Genomic DNA, 24,932 nt, shown 5'->3' on the forward strand with positions numbered 1-24,932 from the left:
CCTGTGCGTTGATGAGGAAGGAGAATGACGATGGACGTCATCTATGTCGATCATGCGGCGACAACGCCGACCCATCCGGAAATCGTCCAAGCGATGCTTCCGTATTTCAGTGAACATTACGGCAATCCTTCGAGCATCCATGCGTTCGGTCGAAAAACGCGAGCGGTGCTTGACGATGCGCGGCAAACGGCAGCGGACAGCATCGGGGCAAACCGTGAAGAGATCGTATTCACGAGCGGCGGCACGGAGGCTGATAATCTCGCGATTATCGGCGCCGTATTTGCGAACGGCGAACCGGGAGGCCACGTGATCACTTCTGCAGTGGAACATCATGCAGTCCTTCATACGTGCCAATATCTCGAATCTATCGGCATCGATGTTACGTATTTGCCTGTAGATGCGAGTGGACGTATTGATCTAGACGAATTAACAAACGCCTTGCGTGAAGATACGGTTTTCGTTTCGATCATGTACGGAAACAATGAAGTTGGGACGTTGCAGCCGATAGCTGAAATCGGAGCAATCCTTCGCGATAAAAATATCGTGTTTCACACAGACGCTGTACAAGCTTTCGGACTTGTGCCGATGAACGTTCATGCGCTCGGCGTCGATTTGTTGTCCGTTTCCGGTCACAAAATTAACGGGCCGAAAGGGACCGGGTTTTTGTTTGTGAGAAACGGAGTGCAAATCGCATCGCGCCTGCACGGTGGTGAACAAGAGCGGAAGCGGCGCGCCGGAACGGAAAATGTCGCCGGCATTGCCGGTTTCGCAAAAGCGATTGAACTTGCGCAAGCGTCGATGGAAAAACGCCGGGAACAATATGAACGGTATCGATCGAAGATGCTCGCCGTTTTTGCCGAGGAAAAAGTTGTTCATGAAGTGAATGGCAGCGAGCCGCATCATTTGCCGCACATTTTGAATGTATATTTCCCCGATGTGAGCGCGGAAGCGATGCTCGTCAACCTCGATTTGGCGGGTATTGCCGCCTCCAGCGGGTCAGCTTGCACAGCGGGTTCATTTGAACCGTCGCATGTCTTGTCGGCCATGTACGATGATGAAGAAAGAAGCAAATGCTCGATCCGTTTCAGTTTCGGATATGGGAATACGATCGAAACGATCGAACAGGCGGCACGGGAAGCGGCGAACATTGCGAAGCGACTAAGGAGGTGACCGCGCATGGGTAAAGCGAAACGTGTGGTTGTCGGCATGTCAGGCGGCGTCGATTCATCGGCGGCAGCGCTCTTATTGAAACGACAAGGCTATGAAGTCATCGGCCTTTTCATGAAAAACTGGGACGATACGGATGAAAACGGTGTTTGTACAGCGACTGAAGATTACGAAGACGTCATTCGGGTCGCCAATCAAATCGGCATTCCGTATTACGCGGTCAATTTCGAAAAAGAATATTGGGACAAAGTGTTTACGTATTTTCTCGATGAATATAAAGCCGGCCGAACGCCGAATCCAGACGTCATGTGCAACAAAGAAATTAAATTTAAAGCGTTTCTCGAACATGCCATGTCTCTCGGCGCGGACTATGTCGCCACCGGCCATTATGCCCGGATCGTTTATCGCGATGGCCATTATCGGATGTTGCGCGGCGTTGATGATAACAAAGATCAAACCTATTTCCTCAATCAATTGAGCGAACAGCAGTTGTCGAAAACGTTGTTTCCGCTCGGAGAGTGGGAAAAGCCGAAAGTGCGGGAAATGGCCCGTGAAGCCGGTCTTGCGACCGCCGAAAAAAAGGACAGTACAGGCATTTGTTTCATCGGAGAACGGGATTTCAAAAGCTTCCTGAGCCAATATTTGCCTGCTCAACCCGGTGAAATTCAAACGTTCGACGGTGAAGTAAAAGGACGTCATGAAGGGTTGATGTATTATACGATCGGCCAGCGGCAAGGACTTGGCATCGGCGGGCCGGGAGGGCCGTGGTTCGTAGCCGGAAAGAATTTGCGAGAAAATGTACTTTATGTCGTCGACGGATTCCATCATCCGAAGTTATATTCGGAAGCGTTAGTTGCCCAAGACGTCAACTGGATTCACGACGGATCATTAAAAGAACCGTTCCGCTGCACGGCGAAATTTCGCTATCGGCAAAAAGACAGCGGCGTGACGGTCGCTCCGAATGAAGACGGAACGGTGACGGTTACGTTTGACCGTCCGCAGCGAGCGGTCACTCCAGGACAATCTGTCGTGTTTTACGACGGAGAAGAGTGCCTCGGCGGCGGAACGATCGATGCGATCATGAAAAATGCAAAAAGGTTATCTTACGTATAAGGCAAAGGTTTTAATTCAGCCACAGGCAAGGGGCGTTTTCATTGACGGATCATAATCGGCAAGGAATCAAACATATGGAAGAAGGCGAATTCGAAAAAGCGGCAGCGAGTTTCAATGACGCGATCGAAGCGAATCCACAGGATCCGGTTGCGTTCGCGAATTTCGGAAATTTGTTGACGGCGGTCAATCAGCCTGAAAAAGCGGTTGCTTTTTTCGAAAAAGCGATCGGTCTTGACGATTCGGCGGCAGCGGCTCATTATGGGGCGGGCAACGCCTATTACAACATGAACCAATACGGCGAAGCGGAAAAAATGTACCGCCAGGCGCTGAAGCATGGGCTCGTTCAGGGCGACGTCCATTACATGCTCGGCATGTCATTGATTCAACAAGACCGGTTGAAAGAGGCGGAACCGCACTTTCGCGATGCGGTTGAATTGAATGAAAACGATGTCGAAGCCCGATTCCAGCTCGGGCTCACGCTGGCGAAACGAGAAAAAATCGATGAAGCCGGCGAGCAGTTCGAGCGGGTGATCGAACAAGATCCGGCGCATGCCGATGCTTGGTTTAATTTAGGCGTTGTGCACGCCTATCGGCAGGCACCGGAAAAAGCGCTCGATTGCTTCAACGAAGCGTTGGAACAGCAGCCGGATCATCTGCTTGCGGCGAATGGAAAAAAGAACATGGAGACGATTTTGTCTGACGGGGAATGAAGAGAGTGATGGACAAACAAGCAAGCCTGCCTTTGTTCGGTGAAGGACATAGCTATGTTAAAGGCGTGCCGTACCGCATCTTTTTTCATAACAGCGACAATTATTATACGGTCGTTCGTATTCGCGTGCAGGAGACGAACGAGACGTACAAAGAGAGCGAGATGACGGTGACCGGTTATTTTCCGCAGCTGCATATGGAGGAGACGTATGTTTTTTTCGGCAAGTTGCAGGAACATCCGCGATACGGACCTCAGTATGCCGCCGATCAGTGGCGAAAAGACTTGCCGCATACGGAACAAGGCATCATTCAGTATTTGTCGGGCGATTTGTTCCACGGCATCGGCAAAAAAACGGCGGCTGCGATTGTCGACGCCTTAGGCGAAAAAGCGATTACGAAAATTTTAGAAGATCCCGGTGTGCTTCAAGAAATTCCGAAGCTCTCGAGTGAGAAAGCGGAGCTCCTGTATGAGACGCTTATGGATCATCAAGGGTTGGAGCAAATCATGATTGGGCTTTCGGAATACGGATTCGGACCGCAATTGTCGATGAAAATCTATCAAGCTTATGAGCATGAAACGCTTGAAATTTTGCGCTCGAATCCGTATAAGCTCGTCGAAGACATCGAAGGCATCGGCTTCAAAAGGGCGGACGAACTCGGGCGTTCCCTTGGGATATCCGGTGAACACCCGGACCGACTTCGCGCTGCTTGTTTGTTTGTGTTAAACGAAAAAGCTCATAATGAAGGTCATGTTTACGTTCCAGAGGATTCGTTGGTTGCCGAAATCGTTCGCTTGTTGACGGTTCCGGATGAGCCGATCGAAAAGACAAGCATTGCAAAGACTGTTGCGGAAATGGACGAGGAAGGAAAACTCGTCCTTGAAGAAGAACGTGTTTATGTTCCGTCACTTTATTTTGCGGAAAAAGGAATTATTACGCAGACAAAACGAATCTTGCAACAGCCGGAGTTCGATCCGGGGTTTTCAGAAGCTGAGTTTCTCAGCGGGCTGGGTGAGCTCGAAGAGAGGCTTGGCATCCAGTATGCCGACTCACAAAAGGAAGCAATTCAACAAGCATTGTCGTCTCCGTTTTTGTTGTTGACCGGCGGACCGGGGACAGGAAAAACGACCGTCATTCAAGGGATCGTGGAACTGTACGGGGAACTTCACGGCCTGTCGCTTGATCCATCCGATTATAAAGCCGACGATCCATTTCCGATCCTTCTCGTCGCACCAACTGGACGTGCAGCGAAACGCATGAAAGAAGCGACAGGCTTGCCGGCGGTGACGATCCACCGTTTGCTCGGTTGGAAAGGCGGCCAGCTCGGTTTTGAGCATGACGAAGAACATCCGGTCGAAGGGAAGCTGATCATCGTCGACGAATTTTCGATGGTCGACGAATGGTTAGCGAATCAATTGTTCAAATCGTTGCCTGAATCGATTCAAGTCGTGATTGTCGGGGACGAGGATCAGCTGCCGTCCGTCGGTCCGGGCCAAGTGCTGAAAGATTTTCTAGCTGCAGAAGTCATTCCGACCGTCCGTCTTACGGACATTTACCGTCAGGAAGAAAATTCGTCCATCGTACGATTTGCTCATGACATGAAGAGGGGAAAGTTGTCTGAGGATTTCAGGGAGGATAAGAAAGATCGACGGTTTTTCGATTGCCGGCAAGACCAAGTAACGGAAGTTGTCAAGCGAGTTTGTGAAAGTGCGCGGCAAAAAGGGTACAGTGCCGCCGATATTCAAGTGTTGGCACCGATATATCGGGGCAGTGCCGGGGTTGAACGGTTGAATGCGGAATTGCAGCAACTGTTCAATCCGAAATCGGATGAAAAAAGGGAACTTCGCTTCGGCGATCAAAGATTCCGGAGCGGCGACAAAGTGCTGCAACTCGTCAACAACCCTGAGCAACATGTATTTAACGGCGATATCGGACAAGTGACGGCGATTATTTATGCGAAAGAAAGCGACGATGAACAAGACCGAATGGTCGTTTCTTTTGAAGGAAACGAAGTTACGTACAACAAGAATGACTTGAACCAGGTGACTCTCGCTTATTGTTGTTCGATCCATAAATCGCAAGGAAGTGAATTTCCAATCGTCGTACTCCCGGTTGTTCGCGGGTACTGGCGGATGTTAAAACGCAATTTGATCTATACGGCAGTTACGCGAAGCAAAGAGTTTTTGATTTTGTGCGGGGAAGAAGAAGCCCTCCGAAAAGCGATCGGCCGAGACCGCGAAGATGAGAGGCATTCGATGCTTCGGCAAAAATTACGCGAACAATTAGCCGCGGACGTTTACGATTGATTGAAAGTGTCCATCCTATCAAATACAAAATTGACGAATGAAAGGATGGACCGACATGTTGAGATGTCCAAATTGCCAGAGCAAAGACCTAGGTGTTCTTGCAACGGATCAATATTATTGTTGGCACTGTTTTATTGAACTGACGGTGAAAGGCGATAAATTGCAGCTTCATCAAGTGGAAGAAGACGGAACATTGACGTCGCTCGACGACTTGTTTGGAGAAGAGGAAGTACGCATTCATTGAAACGGCTCACACGTTGTGGGCTGTTTTTTTACATAGTTTTCTTAATGGCAGGCACAATAAACATGGAATCTATGCACGGGGGGTGTCGGCATTGAAAAACAGAGGAACGGGCATCGAGTGGTTAATTCGGCTTTCCGTCGTCGTTCTCGTCTTCTTATGCTGTTACATCTTCATTAAGTTGGCGCCCCTTTGGAAGCCGTTGCTTGACATGTTATGGACGGTGCTGACTCCGTTCGCGATTGCCGCTTTCGTAACATATTTGCTTTTGCCGATCGTCAACAGGCTCAACGCCAACAACGTTCCGAGACCGCTTGCGATCTTGCTCATCTACGTCGGGTTTTTCGGCGCGCTCGGCTATGGACTCGTCAAAGGCGTTCCATACGTCATCGACCAACTTTACGCATTCGGCCGTCAGATCCCGCAATATGAGAGCATGTACCGGCAGTTGATCAACGAATTTTATCATCAAACCTCGGATTTCCCGGAAACCGTGCATGATCATTTTCGCGGCATGCTGCAGGCTGCGGAAGACTACGTCAAACGCGTCATCCAACGAATCATCGGTATTTTGAAACGACTCGCGCAGTCGATTTTCACAATTCTCGCCGTCCCCGTGCTTGTGTTTTATTTTTTGAACGATTATCCAGGCATGAAAAAGCTGCTCGTTTCCGTCGTTCCTTCCCGTTATCACCGGCGCGGGAAACGTTTAGCACACGATCTTGACGAATCGCTTGGCGGCTACATTCGCGGCCAGCTTTTCGTTTGCGCCGTTCTCGCCGGCATCGCCGCCGGTGCCTTATGGCTCATCGGTATTCCTTATGCCGTCCTCCTTGGCGTTCTTATTGGCATTACCGACATCATCCCGTATTTCGGCCCGATTCTCGGCGCGATTCCAACGCTTCTCGTCGCTGCCACAATCTCTTGGAAAATGGTATTGTTCACAGCCGGCCTTATTCTCGTTTTACATGTCGTCGAAGGCAGCCTGCTTTCTCCGTTCATCGTCGGGAAAAGCTTGCATTTGCATCCGGCTGTCATCTTGTTTGCCCTCTTTCTCGGGGGCGAAATCGGCGGGTTGCTCGGCATGTTGTTGGCCGTGCCGTTGTTTGCGGTATTGCGTGTCGTATGGGTCCATTATCAACGCGGGGAGTTGTCCGCATCCGTTGACAAGTGACATCATATTGCTTATAATGATCGACAGAATCCATCTTCGCAAATCGATGACAGACCGAAAGTACGTTGCACCGCATCCGCCAGAGAGGGGATTCCTTGGCTGGAAGAAGCCCCGGATGACGACGACGGAAACGCCAGTCTGGAGAGCGGGTTAATCCCCGACGGAGCGGCCGTTAACCGCCGAAAGCCGACAGACGATCTTGTCTGTAATCAGGGTGGTACCGCGTGAATAATCTCGTCCCTTTTCGAAGGGGCGTTTTTTTTATTTGAGCATGCAAACAAGAGGAGGCACGAAGATGAAACAACTGACATCGGCGCAAGTGCGTCAAAGGTTTCTCGATTTTTTTAAGGAAAAAGGACATCGTGTGGAGCCGAGTGCTTCGCTTGTTCCTGTCAATGACCCGTCGTTGCTGTGGATCAACAGCGGCGTCGCAACGCTGAAAAAGTATTTCGACGGCCGGGAGGTCCCGGCAAATCCCCGCATCGTGAACGCACAAAAGGCGATTCGGACGAATGATATTGAAAATGTCGGCAAGACGGCGCGCCACCATACGTTCTTCGAAATGCTCGGGAACTTTTCGATCGGCGATTATTTTAAGAAAGAAGCAATTGAGTGGGCATGGGAGTTCTTAACCGACGAAAAATGGATCGGGTTTGATCCGGCACTGTTGTCTGTTACTGTACACGTCGATGATGACGAAGCGTTTAACCTTTGGCACGAAAACGTCGGCCTTCCGAAGGAACGGATCATTAAGCTCGACGAGGAAAACTTCTGGGACATCGGGGAAGGACCGTGCGGTCCGAACTCGGAAATCTTTTACGACCGCGGTCCGGCGTACGGGGACGATCCGAACGATCCTGAACTTTATCCGGGCGGGGAAAACGAACGGTACTTGGAAGTTTGGAACCTCGTGTTTTCTCAATACAATCATAACCAAGACGGGAGCTATACGCCGCTTCCGAAGAAAAATATTGATACCGGCATGGGGCTTGAGCGCATGGTTTCGGTCATTCAAGAAGGGCGCACGAATTTCGACACGGATTTGTTTTTGCCGATCATTCGCAAAACCGAAAAGCTGTCTGGCGTCCGGTACGGAGAAACTCAAGAAATGGATACCGCTTTTAAAGTGATTGCGGACCATATCCGAACGGTGGCATTTGCCATTTCCGACGGTGCGCTTCCTTCGAATGAAGGAAGAGGTTACGTGTTGCGCAGGCTGCTGAGGCGCGCGGTCCGTTTCGGCAAGACGCTTGGTCTTGACCGCCCGTTCATGCATGAATTGGTTTCCACGGTCGCCGAAATTATGGTCGACTTTTATCCGGAAGTGAAAGAAAAGGCTTCCTACATTGCAAAAGTGATCGAGAAGGAAGAGGAGCGTTTCCACGCGACGATTAACGAAGGCTTGTCGATATTGAAAGACATGATCGAGCGGCATCGTGCGGAAGGCAGCAACCGTTTGTCGGGACAAGAAGCTTTCAAGCTGTACGACACTTACGGATTCCCGTTTGAGCTGACGGAGGAATATGCGGGAGACGAAGGTGTTCAGGTTGACCGTGAAGGGTTTGATGCCGAGCTGGAAGCGCAGCGGCAGCGGGCGCGTTCGGCGCGTGACGTCGGCGAATCGATGCAAGTGCAAGGCGGCGTGCTTGCCGATGTTCATGTGAAAAGCGAATTTGTCGGTTACGACCAGTTGGAAACCGATGCGACGGTGACGGTCATTGTGCGAAACGGTGAGCGGGTCGAAGCGGCCGAGGAAGGTTCAGAAGTGCAGCTGATGCTGGATCGGACGCCGTTTTATGCGGAGAGCGGCGGTGAAGTGGCCGATCAAGGAACGATAGCGGGAGACGATGTGCTGTTGACGGTGCAAGACGTGCAAAAAGCGCCGAACGGTCAGCACTTGCACCGCGTGAAAGTTTCGAAAGGCGTGTTACGCGAGGGCACGTTGGTGAAGGCTTCAGTCAACAAGCGCGAGCGGGCGGCGATAACGAAAAATCATACGGCTACCCACTTGCTGCATCAAGCGTTGAAAGATGTGATTGGTTCTGAAGCGAATCAGGCGGGTTCGCTTGTCGCCCCGGACCGTCTCCGTTTCGACTTCTCCCATTACCGCCAAGTGAGCGAGGAGGAGCTCGATCAAATTGAGGCCGTCGTCAATGAAAAAATATGGGACCGTTTGCCCGTGGATACGATGCAGAAGCCGCTCGAAGAAGCGAAAGCGATGGGTGCCATGGCGTTGTTCGGGGAAAAATACGGGGATGTCGTAAGGATTGTCAAAGCCGGCGATTACAGCATTGAGCTATGCGGGGGATGTCACGTTCGCAACACGGCGGATATCGGATTGTTCAAGATTACGATGGAAACCGGGATCGGAGCCGGGACGAGAAGAATCGAGGCGGTGACAGGAAAAGCCGCGTATGACTACATGAATGAGCGAAACCAGATGTTGCGCGAATCCGCCCGTCTGTTGCGCACATCGGCGGCGAAAGTCCCGGAGAGAATCGAAGCGTTGCGCGAGCAGATTCGTGATCTTGAAAGAGAGAACGAGTCGTTGGCGGCAAAACTCGGCCACCTGGAGGCGACGAAGTTTGCAGCAGACGCAAAAGAAATTGACGGGATACGTGTGATCGCCAAGAAAGTGGATGTCGCCGATATGAATCAGATGCGGACGATGGTCGACGAGTTGAAATCGAATATCGGTTCAGGTATCGTTGTGCTTGGAGCCGTGAACGGCGGGAAAGTCAATTTGACGGCTGGCGTCACGAAGGATTTGACCGAAAAAGGATACCATGCAGGCAAGTTGATCAAGGAAACGGCGAGCCGTTGCGGCGGCGGCGGAGGCGGACGTCCGGATATGGCGCAAGCGGGCGGCAAAGATCCGAGTAAATTGGATGAAGCGTTGCGTTCCGTCTATGATTGGGTGAAATCCGTTTCCTAACAAGGCCGTTTCGTGTAAAATCGGATAAAAGGCCATATCTTGCGGATAATAGGGGTTGAGCAAAAATGGATAAAACGATGAAATTTAATTTTCATGAAGGTTCGGATGACAACAGTGCAAACAAAGTTTTGTTGTCGGTTTACGAGGCGCTTGAGGAAAAAGGCTACAACCCGATCAACCAAATCGTCGGTTATTTGCTGTCCGGAGATCCCGCCTACATTCCGCGTCACAAGGACGCGAGAACATTGATCCGGAAACTGGAACGGGACGAGCTCATTGAAGAACTCGTTCAATCGTATTTGTCGCTGCATAGAGAAGAGCGCGAATGAGAATCATTGGTTTGGACGTAGGAACGAAAACGATCGGCGTGGCTGTCAGCGATGAGATGGGCTGGACGGCGCAAGGCTTGGATACGATTCGCCGAAATCCGTATGACGAAACATCGGGATTTGACCGCTTGCAAGCCTTCATCGAACAATACGAGCCGGAGGCGATCGTTGTCGGCCTTCCGAAAAACATGGACGGGTCGATCGGGCCGAGAGGCGAAGCCTGCAAGACTTTTGCCGGACATGTCGAGGAGCGTTTCGGCCTTCCGGTTCATCTTTGGGATGAACGGATGACGACGATGGCGGCGGAAAAAGTATTGATCGATGCGGATTTGAGCAGAAAAAAACGGAAAAAGGTCGTTGACAAGATGGCAGCTGCCTTGATCTTGCAAGGTTATTTGGATCGGAGGTGATGGCGATCGTGCCGGAACAGGAAAAGGATCGGTTTGTAATTGAACATGAGGGAGAAGAGCATCTTTTTGAAGAATTGTTTCATTTTACGGTCGAAACAACGGGAATATCTTACATGGTTCTCGTGCCGGTAGAAGGCGGAACAAAGGACGATGAGGACGAGGAAGTGGAAGTATTCGCTTTTCGCTATGAAGAAGGCGAAGATGAAGGACGCGACATTTCTTTTTATCCCATTGAGAGCGATGAAGAATGGGACATCGTTGAGGAAATGTTGAACACTTTTTCCGAAGAAAACGGATAGAACGACCGAGGGAGCCTGGACGAAGGGCTCTTTTCTTTTGGATGTTGGACTCGCCGTTCCAGAGACGCAAAGTTTGTCGGCCGGTCAGTTTTCTTTGTCGGAATGTAGTAGTATAATGGATAAGATGAATGGAATGGTTGAACTAGAAAGAATCGATTGTGATCGACGAGGAAAGAGGGGTTTTCATCTTGCCAGAGGGGAATATCGAAGGAGCTTCTTATACCATTGAACAACGCGCGAAGGAAAATCGACTTGTGAGAAAAATTGTTTTCATCGTCACGGTCGTCATTGCCGTACTTCTGCTGGCAGCAGCTGGAGGCGGTTATTATTACGTCCACAATGCACTGCAGCCGGTCCAACCGGGCAGCGATGAGCAAGTGGAAGTCGGGATCGATTACGGTTCCTCGGTGGAAGACATTGCGCGAACGTTGGAGAAAGAAGGAGTCATCAACAGCGCTCTCGTGTTTCGTTATTACGTGAAATATAAGAATGAAAGCGGTTTTCAGGCAGGTACGTATCAACTCTCGCCGTCAATGACGATTGATGAGATCATTGACCAGCTTAAGGAAGGCAAAATTAAAAAAGCAGTCGCTTTCAAAATGACCATCCCCGAAGGATTGTGGATGGAACAAGTTGCCGAAATCGTGGCGAAAAAAACAAACATCAGCAAAAAACAGTTTTTAAACAAAATGAAAGACCGTACGTATATTAAGGAAACGTACATGAAAGACTATCCTTTCTTGAAAGACGTCATTTTAAAGAAAGGTATCCATTATCCGCTGGAAGGGTACTTGTTCCCGGCGACTTATTCGTTTACAGAAGATGAACCGACAATGGAGACGATCATCGACAAGATGCTCGATAAAACCTCTCAAGTGTTGCAGGAATTCGACGGACAAATCGCGAAAAGTAAGATGAGTGTGCATCAAGTTTTGACCCTGGCATCGATTATTGAGGAAGAAGCGCCGAAAAAGGAGACGCGCGGCAAAGTATCGAGCGTTTTCCACAACCGGTTGAAAAAAGATATGCCGCTGCAAAGCAATCCGACGGTCGATTATGCGGTGCATGAACATCGCGTGCAAATTTCGGAGAAAGAGTTGAAAGTCGATTCACCTTACAACACATACAAATACAAGGGATTGCCAATCGGGCCGATTTGCAACCCGAGCAAAAGCTCAATCGCGGCCGCGGTGAATCCTGAAAATACGGATTACCTGTATTTTTATGCCCGTCCGAACGGAGACATCGTGTTTGCGAAAACGTATGAGAAATTTTTGCAGGCGAAACACAAATACGAAAAAGAATGGGAAGAATATTTGCAAAAACAGGAGAAAAAACAATAATCGATTTTCCGATATCGACATACAATCATACACAACAACGATTGGGAGATGCGGAACTGGTGCACATTTGTTACAATGGCCCGAAGGGCTCGGATTTTATCGTTAAGGAGTGAAAACATTGGTTGAAGTAAAGAAGCATTATATGACGGTGGAAGGTAAGAAGAAACTCGAAGAAGAGCTGCAAATGTTAAAGACCGTAAAGAGAAAAGAGGTCGTCGAGCGAATTAAGACGGCGCGTAGTTTCGGGGATCTTTCGGAGAACTCCGAGTACGACGCAGCGAAAGATGAACAGGCCTTCGTCGAATCGCGGATCGCGCAGCTTGAAGAAATGCTGCGCCATTCGGAAATCATAGAGGAGAATGACGCGGCGCCGAATGTCGTGTCGATTGGAAAAGTCGTTAAATTTCAAGAATTGCCGGACGGCGAACAAGAGCAGTATCAGATCGTCGGCAGCGCGGAATCCGATCCTTTCGAAGGGAAAATATCGAATGATTCGCCGATCGCGAAAAGCTTGTTGGGACACAGCGTCGGTGACGAAGTCATCGTTCCCACTCCGGGCGGCGACATGAGCGTGAAGATCATCGAAGTTCATTAAAGTGTAGGATTTCAGGTTTTCCGAATCGGGAAACCTGATTTTTTTTGCCGAAAAAGGGACTAAAGTAGAGCCGCACCGTCAAAAATGGGGGTGAGGTGATGGGGGTGAACAAGAAAAGAACTTTCCAGGTCGGCCTTGCCTTCTTTGTCGTCTTTTTAATCCTTATATCAAGACTCGCTTACATTCAACTCATTGCAACGCAATCGTTTTCCTCGGAAAACATCAATTTGCTGAAAGCCGCCGTTAGGCAGCGAACGGAAGGGTTCAAATTAAATGATGGACGCGGAGTGTTGCTGGATCGTCACGGCCGCCCGATGAGGGACGAGCGGAGGAAGGCGTTAATTTTGTTCCCGTTTTTGAAAGAAACGCATTGGCCGTACAAAAAAGTCGCGGAAATCGTGGGTGTTCCCGCCGAGAACCTGCTTGAAAAAGTGAAAGCAGCACAAGTGCCTTTCGCATTGCCGCAATCCCTCACGAAACAACAAGTTTCAGCCGTTCGCATGCTGCACATTCCCGGTGTTTACGCCGAAACTGTGCAATCGCAGGAATTTGACCCTTTCGCAGAACACATTCTTGGTCTTGTCGCTGAAAACAGCAAACTCGTCAAGGAAAGATATCCAGAAAAGCTGCGGTCAGGTGTCATCGAACCGACGACGAAAATCGGTATCAGCGGACTCGAGGAAGCTTTCGATCCGTTTCTCGTCTCAAGGGGCACTTCCAAACTTATTTATCATACGGAGGCTAACGGATCACCGTTGTTCGGTCTTCAAGTTCGCTTTACCGGTCCCGGAAGTCCTTATTATCCATTAAGCGTGAAAACTACGTTGGATAAACACTTGCAGATGATCGTTCAACAGGCCGTCGATGAAGCCGGACTCGAAAAAGGCGGTGCCGTCCTGCTCGATGCCCGAACGAATACATTGCTCGCCATGGTGAGCCGGCCGAAATTCGATCCGCACCACCCGTATGATCGCGGGGCGAAAAATTACATGATTTTGCCGCAAATCCCGGGATCCGTTTTCAAAATCGTTACCGCCGCTGCCGCCATCGAAACGGGTGCGATTGATCCAGATCGACAGTTTAATTGCGATACCAACTTGTACGGCGGTCCGAATCCAGAAAGGAAACTTGGCCAATTGACGTTTGCCGAAGGGTTCGCTGAAAGCTGCAATCGGGTATTCGGTCAATTAGCAACGGAAATCGCCGATGAACATCCGAATTACATCGAAACGTACGCCAAACGGCTCGGGATGCTCGGCCCCGTCGGTTGGAGAGGTACGGTCTACCGAGTCGAACACCTTCAACATTTCCCGAACGAAGTACCCGGCCAAATTTGGGAAGACGAATCGTACAAACAAAATCCGAAGTCGGTCGCTCAGACGGCAATCGGTCAACTGAATGTGCGCATCTCTCCGCTGGCGGCGGCAAACGCGGTGGCGACAATCGCTCGCGGGGGCGAGAAAGCCCAAGTGAGAGCGGCAACAGAAATTTTATATAAAAACGGCACACCGCTGGCACACTTTGAATATCAATTGCTGCCTGGGGATACGATTTCTTCCTTTGCGGCGATGCGTTTGCAGAGCTTGATGAGGAAAGTCGTGACCGAAGGAACCGGCCATCGGTTGAGCCGCTTGCCGTATACGGTCGCTGGGAAATCGGGTACTGCGCAAACGGGCGGTAAGAACAGTGACGTCAACAACCAATGGTTCGCCGGTTATTTTCCGGCGGATAACCCAAGATATGTGCTTGTCGTAGTAGATTTGCATCGAACACCGGGTCAGGTTAAAACGTACGAGATTTATTCGCAAATCGTCAAGCAGCTTTTTTTGTACGACCAGAAGAAGGTCGCAAAAACAATCGTTTCCCCGAACACTTTTAAATGATACAATAATGAAAAATAGGCAGTGGGCGAGGAGGGGTGTCATGCGAGATTTTGAACCGGGACGATCGCGTCATTTGTCTCGAAGCCAAAAAAGAAAACAAAATCGGCTGCTCAACGCAATGATAGCCATTGTCGTCATTTTGATCGCGATTGTCGGTTATTCGATCTTTTTCGGAGGCGGACAGCCGGATCAACAACAGTCAGCTGCGTCCGGTGAGGCAACGAAGTCGTCGAATACGGACAATGGCGGACAAGACGAAAATACGGCGGCCGTCAACGACGATGACAATGAGCAAGACGATAACGAACGAAATGGCGACAGCGGAATAACGGACGAGACTGGGGACGATTCGCAGAACGCTGGAAATGAAAATACGGAGGATGAATTGAGCGGGTCGGCAGAGGAAGGCGAAGCAGGCGAAGCGGGTCCGGAAGGACCGTGGGAGCCTGTTGGAACGGAGCAGAAAGGCGAACATCAAACGTCTTATGAACGCGGCTCCCAAGACTGGAATGAACAGTTACAAGCCGTATACTATGCGACCGGCCTATCGGAAGACGGTTCGACTTTATGGTGGATCGAACCGGACGGGGGACCGGGAAAGACGGTTGCTTACATAGCTTCAGAGAACGAGCCTCATAAGTTTTACGTCGTCCACATCGAATGGGTCGACGAAAAAGGCTGGAAACCGACGAACGTAGAAACGATGAACGTCGAAAATCCGAAGGCTTGGTACGAGGAAAAGAAAAATTCTGATTGAGCAGGCGGGAATTCCTTTGGGATCCCGCTTTTTCTTTTTTCTCACAGGTAAGTTTTATCGATTGAAAAGACGATGCGTATGTGCTACGTTTGGAACTACAATACCAATAAAACAGGGTAAAATAGTCGGAAATAAATCGACGATTGGGGTGGATTTTGCTTATGGGGCGCGAGTTTGTCGAGTTGTTCGATGAGTGGGCAGAAAGCTATGATGAGACAGTGTCCAGTCGGGAAAATGAATATCACGAGGTGTTCGAGCACTATGATGAAATTTTGGCGGAGGTTGTGCGCTGCGCGGAAGGAACGGTGCTCGAATTCGGTGTCGGAACCGGGAATTTAACGGAAAAATTGCTTAAGGCAGGACACCGGGTCATCGGGATCGAGCCGTCCCCAATGATGAGGAAGAAAGCACAGAATCGGTTGCCGGGCTTGAAGCTTTTCGACGGGGACTTTCTTCATTATCCCGCACTGGATGAACCGATTGACACGATCGTCAGCACGTATGCCTTTCATCATTTAACCGACAGCGAGAAACAGACGGCTGTCCGTCGTTATGGAAAGCAGTTGCCGAAAGGTGGTAAAATTGTATTTGCGGATACGGTTTTCGATAACGAAAATGCGAAATTGGCGCTTTTTGAACGAGTGAAGCAACAAAACTACCTCCGCTTGCTGCACGATTTGCAAACGGAATATTATACGTTCCGTCAAGCTTTGGAGGAGATCTTTACGGCGAGCGGTTTTGCTGTGCAGTTCACTCGGTTGAACCGCTACGTTTCGTTAATGGAAGCCGAGAAAAAGTAACGGGTGGATAAAGGGAGGACCTTCGGATGACGATTGGCATCATTGGAGCGATGGACGAAGAAATCGAAGGCTTGAAAACAGCCATTGGCGATTATACGGAACAAACGGCTGGAGGTTGTTTATTTATAAAAGGAGAACTGCAAGGCAAACCGGTCGTCGTCGTCAAATCAGGCATCGGCAAGGTGAACGCCGCGATCGCAACGACGATGCTCATTCAAAAATTTGAACCGCAGCTCCTTATTAACACGGGATCTGCTGGGGGCTTCCATGAAGAGTTAAAAGTCGGTGATATTGTGATTTCTACGGAAGTTCGTTACCATGATGTTGATGCGACTATTTTCGGCTATGAATACGGTCAAGTGCCGGGAATGACCGCTTCCTTCACAGCGGATCGCGAATTAATCGAAACAGCTGTGACGGCTGCTCAGAAAATTCCGAATGTCCGTGTCGAAAAAGGGCTGATCGTCTCCGGTGATTCATTCATGAACGATCAGGCACGCGTCGATTTCGTCAACAGCAAGTTCAAGCGGTTGTTGGCCGCCGAGATGGAAGCGGCGGCGATTGCACATACGTGTTCGCGCTTTGACGTGCCTTTCGTGGTCATTCGTTCCTTGTCCGATATTGCCGGAAAAGAATCGAACGTGTCTTTCGAACAATTTTTACCGACGGCTGCTCGTCATTCGAATGCGGTCATTCAAAACATGCTTAAGGAGTTGAAAGTTCATGCCTGAAAAAATGAATGTTGAAAGTTTCAACCTCGATCATACGAAAGTAAAAGCTCCGTATGTAAGACTTGTCGGTGTAACTGAAGGTCACCACGGGGACAAAGTGTACAAATACGATATTCGTTTCTGCCAGCCGAACAAAGAACACATGGATATGCCGGGGCTGCATTCCATCGAACATTTAATGGCGGAAAACATTCGCAATCATATCGATAACGTTCTTGATATCGGCCCGATGGGTTGTCAAACGGGATTTTACTTTTCCATCCTCAACAATGACAATTACGAAGAAACGGTGGAAGCGATTGAAAAAACACTGAACGACGTGCTCAAAGCGGATGAGGTGCCGGCTTGCAACCCCGTGCAATGCGGTTGGGCGGAAAATCACAGTCTTGAAGGGGCTAAGGAGATTGCTAGAAAGATGCTTGCCAAAAAAGATGAGTGGCAAGAAGTCTTTGCCGAATAAAACAAAGAGGTCGAGAACATGGAATATTACCGGAACGTTCATGAATTGATCGGCAATACGCCGCTTTTGGAAATTTCGCAGTTTCCGATGCCGGAAGGCGTTCGCCTGTTCGCGAAGTTGGAGTCTTTCAATCCCGGCGGCAGTATCAAAGACCGTCTCGGGATGGAATTGTTGGAAGAAGCGCTTCGCACCGGCAAACTGCAAGAAGGCGGTACGATTGTTGAGCCTACGGCGGGAAACACCGGCATCGGTTTGGCGCTTGCGGCCGTCAACCGCGGATTTCGCGTCATTTTTTGCGTGCCCGAACAATTCAGTGTTGAAAAACAAATGTTAATGCAGGCGCTCGGTGCCGAAATTGTTCATACGCCGACCCAGGAAGGGATGCGCGGCGCGATTCGCAAGGCGAAGGCACTCGTTTCTGAGATTCCGGGTGCGTATTATCCAGAGCAATTCGGAAACCCGGCGAATCCTGAGACGTACTACAAGACGTTAGGTCCGGAAATCTGGCGGCAGACGGATGGGACCCTCGACGTTTTTGTTGCAGGAGCGGGAACGGGCGGCACGTTTATGGGTACGGCGAAATATTTGAAAGAGAAAAACCCGAAGGTGAAAACGGTCATTGTCGAGCCGGAAGGATCCGTCATTAAAGGCGGTGAGCCGGGACCTCACAAAACGGAAGGAATCGGCATGGAGTTTTTGCCTGACTATATGGACCGTTCGTATTTTGATGAAATTCATACGATCACGGACCAACGGGCCTTTCAACGAGTTCGCGAGTTGGCGGAACAAGTCGGCATTCTTGCCGGGAGTTCGTCTGGAGCGGCATTGGAAGCATCGTTACTGGAAGCTTCTAAGGCGCGCGGAAAGACAACGATCGTAACCATTTTCGCCGATTCGAGCGAACGATATTTGAGCAAAAAGATTTACGAAGGAGTGGAGTGAGTTTGCGCAAAAAAACGCAAATGATTCACGGAGGGATCAATGGAGATGAACAGACAGGCGCGGTGTCCGTCCCGATTTATCAAGTAAGCACGTTCGAAGAAGACGCTCCGGGGAAACATCGCGGTTACGAATATTCCCGCAGCGGAAATCCGACGCGTCATGCGTTGGAAGAATTGATCAAGGATCTTGAACACGGCGAAGCAGGGTTGGCGTTCGCTTCCGGGATGGCGGCGATCACGGCGGTCATGACACTGTTTAACAGCGGGGATCACATCGTAATGACTGATGACGTGTATGGTGGAACGTATCGTGTGATGACGAAGGTGTTGAACCGCCTCGGCATTGATTCTGTGTTCGTTGATACGAGTCGGCCGGAAAACATTGAACAGGCGATTCAAGAAAATACAAAGGCTGTTTACGTCGAAACGCCGACGAATCCGTTGTTAAAGATCACGGATTTGCGGAGAGCTTCCGAAATAGCGAAAGCTCACGATTTGTTGTTGATCGTCGATAACACTTTCAATACCCCGTATTGGCAAAATCCGATCAATCACGGAGCTGACATCGTCATCCACAGCGCGACGAAGTATCTCGGCGGCCACAGCGATGTCGTAGCCGGTGCTGTTGTCGTCAATTCGAAGGAGCTTGCCGAAGAACTGTATTTTATACAAAATTCTACTGGCGGCGTCCTCGGACCGCAAGACTCGTGGCTGCTCATGAGAGGCATCAAGACGCTTGCGCTCCGCATGGAAGAGCATGAGAAAAATGCGGCGAAAATCGTTGATTTTCTTCTCCGGCATGAGCAAGTGGAGAAAATTTATTATCCCGGTCTTGAAACGCATCCGGGCCATGACGTCGCGAAGCGGCAAGGGAGCGGCTTTGGCGCGATGATTTCCTTTGACGTCGGCAGCAAGGAGAAGGCTGCCGAAATCCTTTCGAAAGTGAACTATTTCACGTTGGCTGAGAGTCTTGGTGCGGTGGAAAGCCTCATTTCCGTCCCCGCGCAAATGACACATGCCTCGATTCCGAAGGATCGCAGGGATGAGCTTGGCGTGACGGAAGGATTGATTCGCGTATCTGTCGGGCTTGAAGACGTCGAAGATTTATTGGAAGACTTGCAGCAGGCACTCGCTTAAGTGCCGTTTGGAAAGCAAATCCCGGCAGCGGCGCCGGGATTTGCTTTCGTTGACGTAAGTTACCATCTCGATGCTCGTTCCAATCATGGTAAACTGATAGGGAAGGAGAACGGAGGTGACTTATGGAGGATCAGAAAATCTCCAAGGTTCGTAATAAAATGACTGATTACACGCATTTTGCTTTCACGTTGTTGTTTTTGAGTGCTTTCATGGAGTTGGGGTCTGTCCTTCCTTTTCCGGGGAAAACCGGGCGCGACCAAATTCTGTTGAGTTTGGCGGCGTTCGCGTTTATTTTGGCAGGCTTGTGGTTTCATCGCAAAGTTTTGAAATTAAAGCATCAAATAGACAAAGAAACGATGTAGCAGGCACTTTTGAGGTGCCTGTTTTGTTTATTTTTGAAAAAAAAGAATTTACAAGATCATGAATTCCACGTATAATTCACAGTGTTCTTCAAAAAAATCAAAGGAGGTCGAGTGAAATGAAAGCCCTTATTGATACATGGTTTGTTCCGAAATTTCATAGTTGCATAACGGCTCGGCCTGAGGCGAAAGCATATCGTTCCTAATCGATTTTGTTTGACGTGATGACGTCCCTGGCCTGGTCGGCCTGGGGTATTTTTTTTATCGAAACCGGCTTTTGAAGCCGTAACAAATTCATTGTTTAAAGATGCCGTAGGTGGATTCCACTTACGGTATTTTTAATAAAACATTCAATAAGAAGGAGGTTTTCTAGAAATGTATAAGAAAACGGTGCTTTTTTGGCTCAAAGTGGAGACAGGTTTGACGTGAAAGGGTATCGAACGGAAAGGAGGCATCCGAATTGTTAAAAATTCCGTTATTGTTTGTGACGTTGTCGGTTAGCGTACGGAAAAGGGAATTGAAAACCTCGCCGCAACAACGATACGAACAAAAAGAAACGATTCGCCGCGTCTTGGACGAAGTGCGAAGCAAGCACGACCGAATGAATTTATTTTTGTAGAAAAAAATAAAGGTACAGACACGACCGAGCTTCCGCCCACATAGGGATGATTAACGGAGGTGAGGTCGTGACTGGCATGATCACAGCCATCGCTTACTTTTTCAAAGAAGTGATGGTTTTTGTGTCTTACGTAAAAAACAACGCATTTCCGCAGCCGCTTTCGAATGAGGAAGAGAAAAAGTATTTAAGAAGGTTGGAAGAAGGAGACGAGGAAGCGAGGAACATTTTAATCGAACATAATTTGCGTTTGGTCGCTCACATCGTTAAGAAATTCGAGAATACGGGCGAAGATACGGAAGATCTCATATCCATCGGAACGATCGGCTTGATCAAAGGGATTGAAAGTTATTCACGCGGGAAAGGGACGAAATTGGCGACATATGCGGCCCGTTGTATCGAAAATGAGATTTTGATGCATTTGCGCGCGATGAAAAAGACGAAAAAAGACGTGTCGCTGCAAGACCCGATTGGTCAAGACAAAGAAGGCAATGAAATCACGTTGATTGACGTTTTAAAAGCGGATAACGACGACATCGTGGAACTTATTCAACTGAACATGGAAAAGCGGAAAATTTACGAATTTATTCACATTCTCGACGAACGCGAGCGCCAAGTGGTCGTTGCTCGATTCGGCCTCGACAGCCATAAAGAACGGACACAGCGGGAAATTGCAAAGGAATTGCAAATTTCGCGCAGTTACGTTTCTCGCATTGAAAAACGGGCATTGCTGAAGCTGTTCCATGAGTTTTATAAAAATCGCGAGCCCAAGCGAAAGGCGGATTGACAGCAGCCGCGGGGGATTTTTTTTTGAAAATGGTTTGACAAAACGTCGCGTCTTGCCTATAATCAAGAATAATTTACAACTTCAAATTGTTTGAACTCTTATCACGAGCAGGTGGAGGGAATTGGCCCGATGAAGCCCGGCAACCGACCTATTAGGTACGGTGCTACATCCAACAGGCATGTTTTGCCTGAAAGATAAGAGGTGGAGATTCGATCTTTCAACCTCTTTCTTTCGAAAGAGGTTTTTTTCATGTTGAGAAATTCGAAAGGAGCACCCATGCATGTCAACAAAAGCTGAACGCATTAAAAGGGCAAAACTTCCTCCCCGCACTTCCGAACACGGGAACCGGCTCCCACCCGGCCAAGTCTTGACGGAGAGATTTCCGATTCTTCACGTCGGCGACGTTCCTGTATATGATCCGATTGACAAGTGGGATTTACAAGTGTTTGGGGCGGTGGAACAACCTAGACGGTTTCGTTTCAACGATCTCTTGGCGATGCCGCAACGGAAAATCACTTGCGATATTCATTGCGTGACGCGGTGGTCCAAATTCGACAACGTTTTTGAAGGCATTCCTTTCCGAACGTTTATGGAATCCTTTGCGGTTCGTCCCGAAGCTACGCATGTCATTGTGCATGGAGATTATGACTATGAAACGAATGTGCCGCTTGAGGATTTGTTAAATGACAACGTATTGCTTGCTCATTCTTATAACGGCCATCCATTAACGGAAAAACACGGTTTTCCGCTCCGGTTAATCGTTCCGCATCTGTATTTTTGGAAAAGTGCCAAGTGGCTGCGCGGTTTTGAATTCGTGAACGAAGATCGTAACGGGTATTGGGAAAGAAACGGTTTTCATCATTATGGCGACCCGTTTCGGGAACAAAGATTTTCCGATGAAGAATTGGAGATGCCGGAAGACGGCTGGAAAGAAAAAGAGTATGACGAGTAACCATTCTTGGATGACTACGAAAGGATCGATGGCTATGAGTCCGGTGATCGTAACGGGATGGCGAACGCCGTTTGGAAAATGGAAGGGGAATTTGGCCGATTTGTCGGCAAAGGAATTGGGAACGCATGTCGTCCAAGAATTGCTTAAATCCGTGCCGGAAGCAAAACAGGCGGACGGCGTCATTCTTGCGGAAGTGATCCAGGCCGGGCAAGGACAAAATCCGGCAAGACAGGTGGCGGCGGAAGCCGGCGTCTCCCTTTCGACGCCGGCGATCACGCTCAATAATGTTTGCCTCGGCGGGCTCGCTTCGGCAGCCGATGCGTCGAGACGCATTGTTACAGGGGAGGGCGAACTTTTCATTACCGGCGGGTTCGATTCGATGACGAATGCGCCTTACACGGCACCATTCCGACATGAACTTGGCTTCGGAGCTGTCGAAATGACGGACACGCTCTTTCATGATGGTCTTCGCTGCGCTTTGACCAACGATTCAATGGGCGTATTGTCGGATCGTAAAAATCGTGAATTACGAATTGACCGTGAAGCGCAAGATGCTTACGCGCAACGATCGCAAGCAAGAGCATCGGAAGCCGAAAGGAACGGAAAGTTAAGCAAGGAGATTGCACCAATCCATCACGGCGCCCAACGGTTCACGAAAGATGAAGGGATCCGGCACGATAGTTCTTTAGGCAAGTTGGCCGGTTTACGTCCTGCTTTCTCAAAAGACGGGACGATCACAGCGGGAAACGCGTCGCAAATGAGCGATGGGGCGAGTGCCGGGATCATTGCCTCCGAAGTCACAGCACATCGAATCGGCAAAGAGCCGCTAGCGCGCATTCTGGGTTGGGCGGAAGTTGCCGGTCCAGATGCGAGCCTGCATTTAAAACCGGCGCACGTGATCCGGAAATTGCTTGATTTAAAGCGGATGCGTATCGAGGACATTGATTTATTCGAAATCAATGAAGCTTTTGCGAGTGTCGTGATCGCCAGCATCCGTGAACTTGGTTTGCAAAACGACAAAGTCAATGTGAACGGCGGTGCGATCGCGATCGGTCATCCGCTCGCGGGGACCGGCTTCCGCTTGCTTCTGACGCTCGCTCACGAGTTGAAACGCAGGGGCGGGGGAAAAGGAATTGCCTCGTTATGCGGCGGAGGCGGGCAAGGAACGGCCGTATTGATCGAAGTGCCGTCCAACTGGTGAATCGCTTGAGGAACTTTCGCTTTCGAAAGGATCTTCAAGTAGAAATAAATAGCTAAATTAAAGGAGTGGGAGAAACGATGTTTGTTACTTATTTTGCATGTATTGCCCTGTTTTGGATTTTCGGATTGATCTTATGGAACACCTTGTATCCGAGCGAAAAAGGAGGGCGAAGCTAATGGAAGTTTTGTCAGGTACGGTTTTATGGGTCATCGTATTTTTGCTCGTGGCTTACTTTTTGCTCGTCACGTGGATCGGGCGAAAAGGGGTTCGTTTCAGCAAATCGATGAACGGATTCGCAACCGCAAGGGGAAGCGTTCATCCGTGGATCGTAGGTGCCAGTTTCGCGGCAACGTACGCTAGTGCCAATTTGTTTATCGGAATCCCGGGACTTGCCTATCAATACGGGACTTCGGTGCTTTGGTATACGTTAGGCTGTTTCGGCGTTTCATGGATCGGTTTGTTGTTATTCGCGAAAACGTTCTGGCGCTACGGAAAACAATTCGGACGCGTATCAACATTGCCCGAATGGCTCGGCAAAAGATACAACAGCAAAACTTTGCAAGTGCTCGTTTCGTTGCTCGTGTTGTTTAACGTTTATTATATCGTCGGACAAAACGTTGGATTGGCCACGATCTTTGGCACGGTCATCGGCATTCCGTATGTTTGGGGAATCATCATTGCCGTGGTGATCACGATCCTCTACATCGGTTTGGGCGGCGCCTACGCACAATTGATTACCGACGGGTTGCAAGGGATCATGATGGCCGTCACTTCCGTTTTTATTTTGTTGTCCTTGTTGTGGACGATCGGAGGCGGATTCCACGTATTCGGTACGTTGAACGACAAACTAGCGTCGATCGATCCCGGCTTAACCGCTCCGATTGCCTCCGTTGGTCCGTACAACAGTGCTCTAGCAATTGCCGCCGTTCAATTTTTGCTGTTTGGATTCGTGCTCATGCCGCATTTGCTTAATAAAATTTTATCACTGGAAACGGAAGAACAATTGCGCCCGTTCACGATTTCGTCCGGAGTATTTCTATGTTTGGTGTCCACGTTAACAGTTATCGGCGGTTTGGCTGCCCGCGTCGTTTTTCCGGCGTTGGAAAACGCGGACCAGGCGATTCCCGCCTATTTGTTTGAAGCATTCCCTCCGGTGGTTGCCGCATTTTTTATCGTCGGCATTATTTCGGCAGTCTTGTCGAGTACGGACAGTTTATATCTCGGTATCATATCCAGCATTGGCAACGATCTATACCGCACCATAGCTGCTTCGATTTCGAAGAGGGCATGGAATGATCCGGTTTATGACGACCGATCGGTGAAAGTCGCGAAAGGTTCTTTGTTCGTTGTCGGTTTTCTGACGTTGTATTTTTCACTGCAGCGACCTGAGTCGTTGTCGCTTTTAATTCAATTCAGCTTTTCGGCGATCATCAGCGGGATCTTCGCACCGATTACGTTAGGTTATTTATGGAACAGATCCAATTCCATTGGCGCGATCGCTTCAGTGATCACCGGAACGTCGTTATATGTTGGATTCACTTCCTCTGCGATCATCGACAACATTTATCTGGCCATGTTTGCAAGCTCTGCTGCAGGGTTTGCGGTGATGGTCGGTGCCGGGCTGCTATTTGCACAGGACGAAAGGCAAAAACAAATCTTTTTATTGAAAAAATCCGTCTAACAGTCGGA

At 49.4% G+C, this 24,932-nt stretch carries 25 protein-coding genes and 1 riboswitch; all 25 genes read left to right on the forward strand.

Annotated elements, in window-relative coordinates; genetic code table 11:
- Positions 1–30: 30 nt before the first annotated feature.
- The 25 genes from VFK44_08215 to VFK44_08335 all read left to right on the forward strand — a co-directional run bounded on the left by VFK44_08215 (position 31) and on the right by VFK44_08335 (position 24,924).
- A complete protein-coding gene (locus VFK44_08215) occupies positions 31–1,170 on the forward strand; it encodes a cysteine desulfurase family protein (GenBank protein ID HET7628358.1) in 1,140 nt (379 codons plus the stop codon).
- Positions 1,171–1,176: 6 nt separating this feature from the next.
- Positions 1,177–2,280: a tRNA 2-thiouridine(34) synthase MnmA gene (gene mnmA / locus VFK44_08220; GenBank protein HET7628359.1), complete on the forward strand. Its 1,104-nt coding sequence runs from the start codon at positions 1,177–1,179 to the stop codon at positions 2,278–2,280.
- A 41-nt stretch (positions 2,281–2,321) separates the two neighbouring features.
- On the forward strand, positions 2,322–2,990 hold the full coding sequence (locus VFK44_08225) for a tetratricopeptide repeat protein (protein ID HET7628360.1): 669 nt from the start codon (positions 2,322–2,324) through the stop codon (positions 2,988–2,990).
- Between the two features lie 8 nt (positions 2,991–2,998).
- Entirely contained in the window at positions 2,999–5,293 is a 2,295-nt protein-coding gene (locus tag VFK44_08230) for an ATP-dependent RecD-like DNA helicase (protein ID HET7628361.1), read from the forward strand.
- A 55-nt stretch (positions 5,294–5,348) separates the two neighbouring features.
- Positions 5,349–5,537: a hypothetical protein gene (locus tag VFK44_08235; protein HET7628362.1), complete on the forward strand. Its 189-nt coding sequence runs from the start codon at positions 5,349–5,351 to the stop codon at positions 5,535–5,537.
- Positions 5,538–5,628: 91 nt separating this feature from the next.
- On the forward strand, positions 5,629–6,708 hold the full coding sequence (locus VFK44_08240) for an AI-2E family transporter (GenBank protein ID HET7628363.1): 1,080 nt from the start codon (positions 5,629–5,631) through the stop codon (positions 6,706–6,708).
- A gap of 295 nt (positions 6,709–7,003) precedes the next feature.
- Positions 7,004–9,643, forward strand: a complete 2,640-nt coding sequence (alaS, locus tag VFK44_08245; protein ID HET7628364.1) for an alanine--tRNA ligase — start codon at positions 7,004–7,006, stop codon at positions 9,641–9,643.
- Positions 9,644–9,708: 65 nt separating this feature from the next.
- Positions 9,709–9,972, forward strand: a complete 264-nt coding sequence (locus tag VFK44_08250) for an IreB family regulatory phosphoprotein (protein ID HET7628365.1) — start codon at positions 9,709–9,711, stop codon at positions 9,970–9,972.
- A complete protein-coding gene (gene ruvX, locus VFK44_08255; GenBank protein ID HET7628366.1) occupies positions 9,969–10,382 on the forward strand; it encodes a Holliday junction resolvase RuvX in 414 nt (137 codons plus the stop codon). Before VFK44_08250 ends, ruvX begins: the two co-directional genes overlap by 4 nt.
- Positions 10,383–10,390: 8 nt before the next feature.
- Positions 10,391–10,681 carry a DUF1292 domain-containing protein gene (locus VFK44_08260; GenBank protein HET7628367.1) on the forward strand — a complete coding sequence of 97 codons (291 nt, stop codon included), beginning with the start codon at positions 10,391–10,393 and terminating at the stop codon, positions 10,679–10,681.
- A 188-nt stretch (positions 10,682–10,869) separates the two neighbouring features.
- The gene (mltG, locus tag VFK44_08265; GenBank protein HET7628368.1) at positions 10,870–12,024 is read left to right on the forward strand and encodes an endolytic transglycosylase MltG; all 1,155 of its coding nucleotides are present in this window, start codon (positions 10,870–10,872) and stop codon (positions 12,022–12,024) included.
- Between the two features lie 118 nt (positions 12,025–12,142).
- On the forward strand, positions 12,143–12,619 hold the full coding sequence (greA, locus tag VFK44_08270; protein ID HET7628369.1) for a transcription elongation factor GreA: 477 nt from the start codon (positions 12,143–12,145) through the stop codon (positions 12,617–12,619).
- A 98-nt stretch (positions 12,620–12,717) separates the two neighbouring features.
- The gene (locus tag VFK44_08275) at positions 12,718–14,502 is read left to right on the forward strand and encodes a penicillin-binding protein 2 (GenBank protein HET7628370.1); all 1,785 of its coding nucleotides are present in this window, start codon (positions 12,718–12,720) and stop codon (positions 14,500–14,502) included.
- A gap of 40 nt (positions 14,503–14,542) precedes the next feature.
- Entirely contained in the window at positions 14,543–15,259 is a 717-nt protein-coding gene (locus tag VFK44_08280) for a YrrS family protein (protein HET7628371.1), read from the forward strand.
- A gap of 161 nt (positions 15,260–15,420) precedes the next feature.
- A complete protein-coding gene (locus tag VFK44_08285; GenBank protein ID HET7628372.1) occupies positions 15,421–16,059 on the forward strand; it encodes a class I SAM-dependent methyltransferase in 639 nt (212 codons plus the stop codon).
- A gap of 26 nt (positions 16,060–16,085) precedes the next feature.
- Entirely contained in the window at positions 16,086–16,790 is a 705-nt protein-coding gene (locus VFK44_08290; protein HET7628373.1) for a 5'-methylthioadenosine/adenosylhomocysteine nucleosidase, read from the forward strand.
- On the forward strand, positions 16,783–17,250 hold the full coding sequence (locus tag VFK44_08295) for an S-ribosylhomocysteine lyase (protein ID HET7628374.1): 468 nt from the start codon (positions 16,783–16,785) through the stop codon (positions 17,248–17,250). The genes VFK44_08290 and VFK44_08295 overlap by 8 nt, the downstream gene beginning before the upstream one ends.
- Positions 17,251–17,268: 18 nt before the next feature.
- On the forward strand, positions 17,269–18,192 hold the full coding sequence (locus tag VFK44_08300) for a cysteine synthase family protein (protein HET7628375.1): 924 nt from the start codon (positions 17,269–17,271) through the stop codon (positions 18,190–18,192).
- Between the two features lie 2 nt (positions 18,193–18,194).
- Complete coding sequence (locus VFK44_08305) at positions 18,195–19,328, forward strand: bifunctional cystathionine gamma-lyase/homocysteine desulfhydrase (protein HET7628376.1); 1,134 nt, start codon at positions 18,195–18,197, stop codon at positions 19,326–19,328.
- Positions 19,329–19,450: 122 nt separating this feature from the next.
- Positions 19,451–19,690 (forward strand): YrhC family protein, encoded by a 240-nt coding sequence (locus VFK44_08310; GenBank protein HET7628377.1) that lies wholly within the window; start codon positions 19,451–19,453, stop codon positions 19,688–19,690.
- Positions 19,691–20,147: 457 nt separating this feature from the next.
- Complete coding sequence (locus VFK44_08315) at positions 20,148–20,306, forward strand: hypothetical protein (GenBank protein ID HET7628378.1); 159 nt, start codon at positions 20,148–20,150, stop codon at positions 20,304–20,306.
- A gap of 67 nt (positions 20,307–20,373) precedes the next feature.
- Positions 20,374–21,090, forward strand: coding sequence for an RNA polymerase sporulation sigma factor SigK (gene sigK / locus VFK44_08320; protein ID HET7628379.1), 717 nt, complete (start codon positions 20,374–20,376; stop codon positions 21,088–21,090).
- Between the two features lie 95 nt (positions 21,091–21,185).
- A riboswitch (SAM riboswitch) is annotated at positions 21,186–21,291 on the forward strand.
- Positions 21,292–21,370: 79 nt separating this feature from the next.
- Entirely contained in the window at positions 21,371–22,042 is a 672-nt protein-coding gene (locus VFK44_08325) for a sulfite oxidase-like oxidoreductase (protein HET7628380.1), read from the forward strand.
- 10 nt (positions 22,043–22,052) lie between these two features.
- The gene (locus VFK44_08330) at positions 22,053–23,243 is read left to right on the forward strand and encodes an acetyl-CoA C-acyltransferase (GenBank protein HET7628381.1); all 1,191 of its coding nucleotides are present in this window, start codon (positions 22,053–22,055) and stop codon (positions 23,241–23,243) included.
- A gap of 175 nt (positions 23,244–23,418) precedes the next feature.
- Positions 23,419–24,924 (forward strand): sodium:solute symporter family protein, encoded by a 1,506-nt coding sequence (locus VFK44_08335; protein ID HET7628382.1) that lies wholly within the window; start codon positions 23,419–23,421, stop codon positions 24,922–24,924.
- Positions 24,925–24,932 lie beyond the last annotated feature (8 nt).

This window comes from Bacillales bacterium (assembly GCA_035700025.1).
GTDB lineage: Bacteria > Bacillota > Bacilli > Bacillales > DASSOY01 > DASSOY01.

Bases quoted from the DNA above. Each gene is read 5' to 3' on its own strand.
- VFK44_08325 (HET7628380.1), top strand. From the start codon at position 21,371: ATGTCAACAAAAGCTGAACGCATTAAAAGGGCAAAACTTCCTCCCCGC.
- VFK44_08295 (HET7628374.1), top strand. From the start codon at position 16,783: ATGCCTGAAAAAATGAATGTTGAAAGTTTCAACCTCGATCATACGAAA.
- VFK44_08280 (HET7628371.1), top strand. From the start codon at position 14,543: ATGCGAGATTTTGAACCGGGACGATCGCGTCATTTGTCTCGAAGCCAA.
- VFK44_08250 (HET7628365.1), top strand. From the start codon at position 9,709: ATGGATAAAACGATGAAATTTAATTTTCATGAAGGTTCGGATGACAAC.
- VFK44_08275 (HET7628370.1), top strand. From the start codon at position 12,718: ATGGGGGTGAACAAGAAAAGAACTTTCCAGGTCGGCCTTGCCTTCTTT.
- VFK44_08300 (HET7628375.1), top strand. From the start codon at position 17,269: ATGGAATATTACCGGAACGTTCATGAATTGATCGGCAATACGCCGCTT.
- VFK44_08290 (HET7628373.1), top strand. From the start codon at position 16,086: ATGACGATTGGCATCATTGGAGCGATGGACGAAGAAATCGAAGGCTTG.
- VFK44_08330 (HET7628381.1), top strand. From the start codon at position 22,053: ATGACTACGAAAGGATCGATGGCTATGAGTCCGGTGATCGTAACGGGA.
- alaS (HET7628364.1), top strand. From the start codon at position 7,004: ATGAAACAACTGACATCGGCGCAAGTGCGTCAAAGGTTTCTCGATTTT.
- ruvX (HET7628366.1), top strand. From the start codon at position 9,969: ATGAGAATCATTGGTTTGGACGTAGGAACGAAAACGATCGGCGTGGCT.
- VFK44_08335 (HET7628382.1), top strand. From the start codon at position 23,419: ATGGAAGTTTTGTCAGGTACGGTTTTATGGGTCATCGTATTTTTGCTC.
- VFK44_08230 (HET7628361.1), top strand. From the start codon at position 2,999: ATGGACAAACAAGCAAGCCTGCCTTTGTTCGGTGAAGGACATAGCTAT.
- VFK44_08235 (HET7628362.1), top strand. From the start codon at position 5,349: ATGTTGAGATGTCCAAATTGCCAGAGCAAAGACCTAGGTGTTCTTGCA.
- VFK44_08215 (HET7628358.1), top strand. From the start codon at position 31: ATGGACGTCATCTATGTCGATCATGCGGCGACAACGCCGACCCATCCG.
- mnmA (HET7628359.1), top strand. From the start codon at position 1,177: ATGGGTAAAGCGAAACGTGTGGTTGTCGGCATGTCAGGCGGCGTCGAT.
- VFK44_08310 (HET7628377.1), top strand. From the start codon at position 19,451: ATGGAGGATCAGAAAATCTCCAAGGTTCGTAATAAAATGACTGATTAC.
- VFK44_08285 (HET7628372.1), top strand. From the start codon at position 15,421: ATGGGGCGCGAGTTTGTCGAGTTGTTCGATGAGTGGGCAGAAAGCTAT.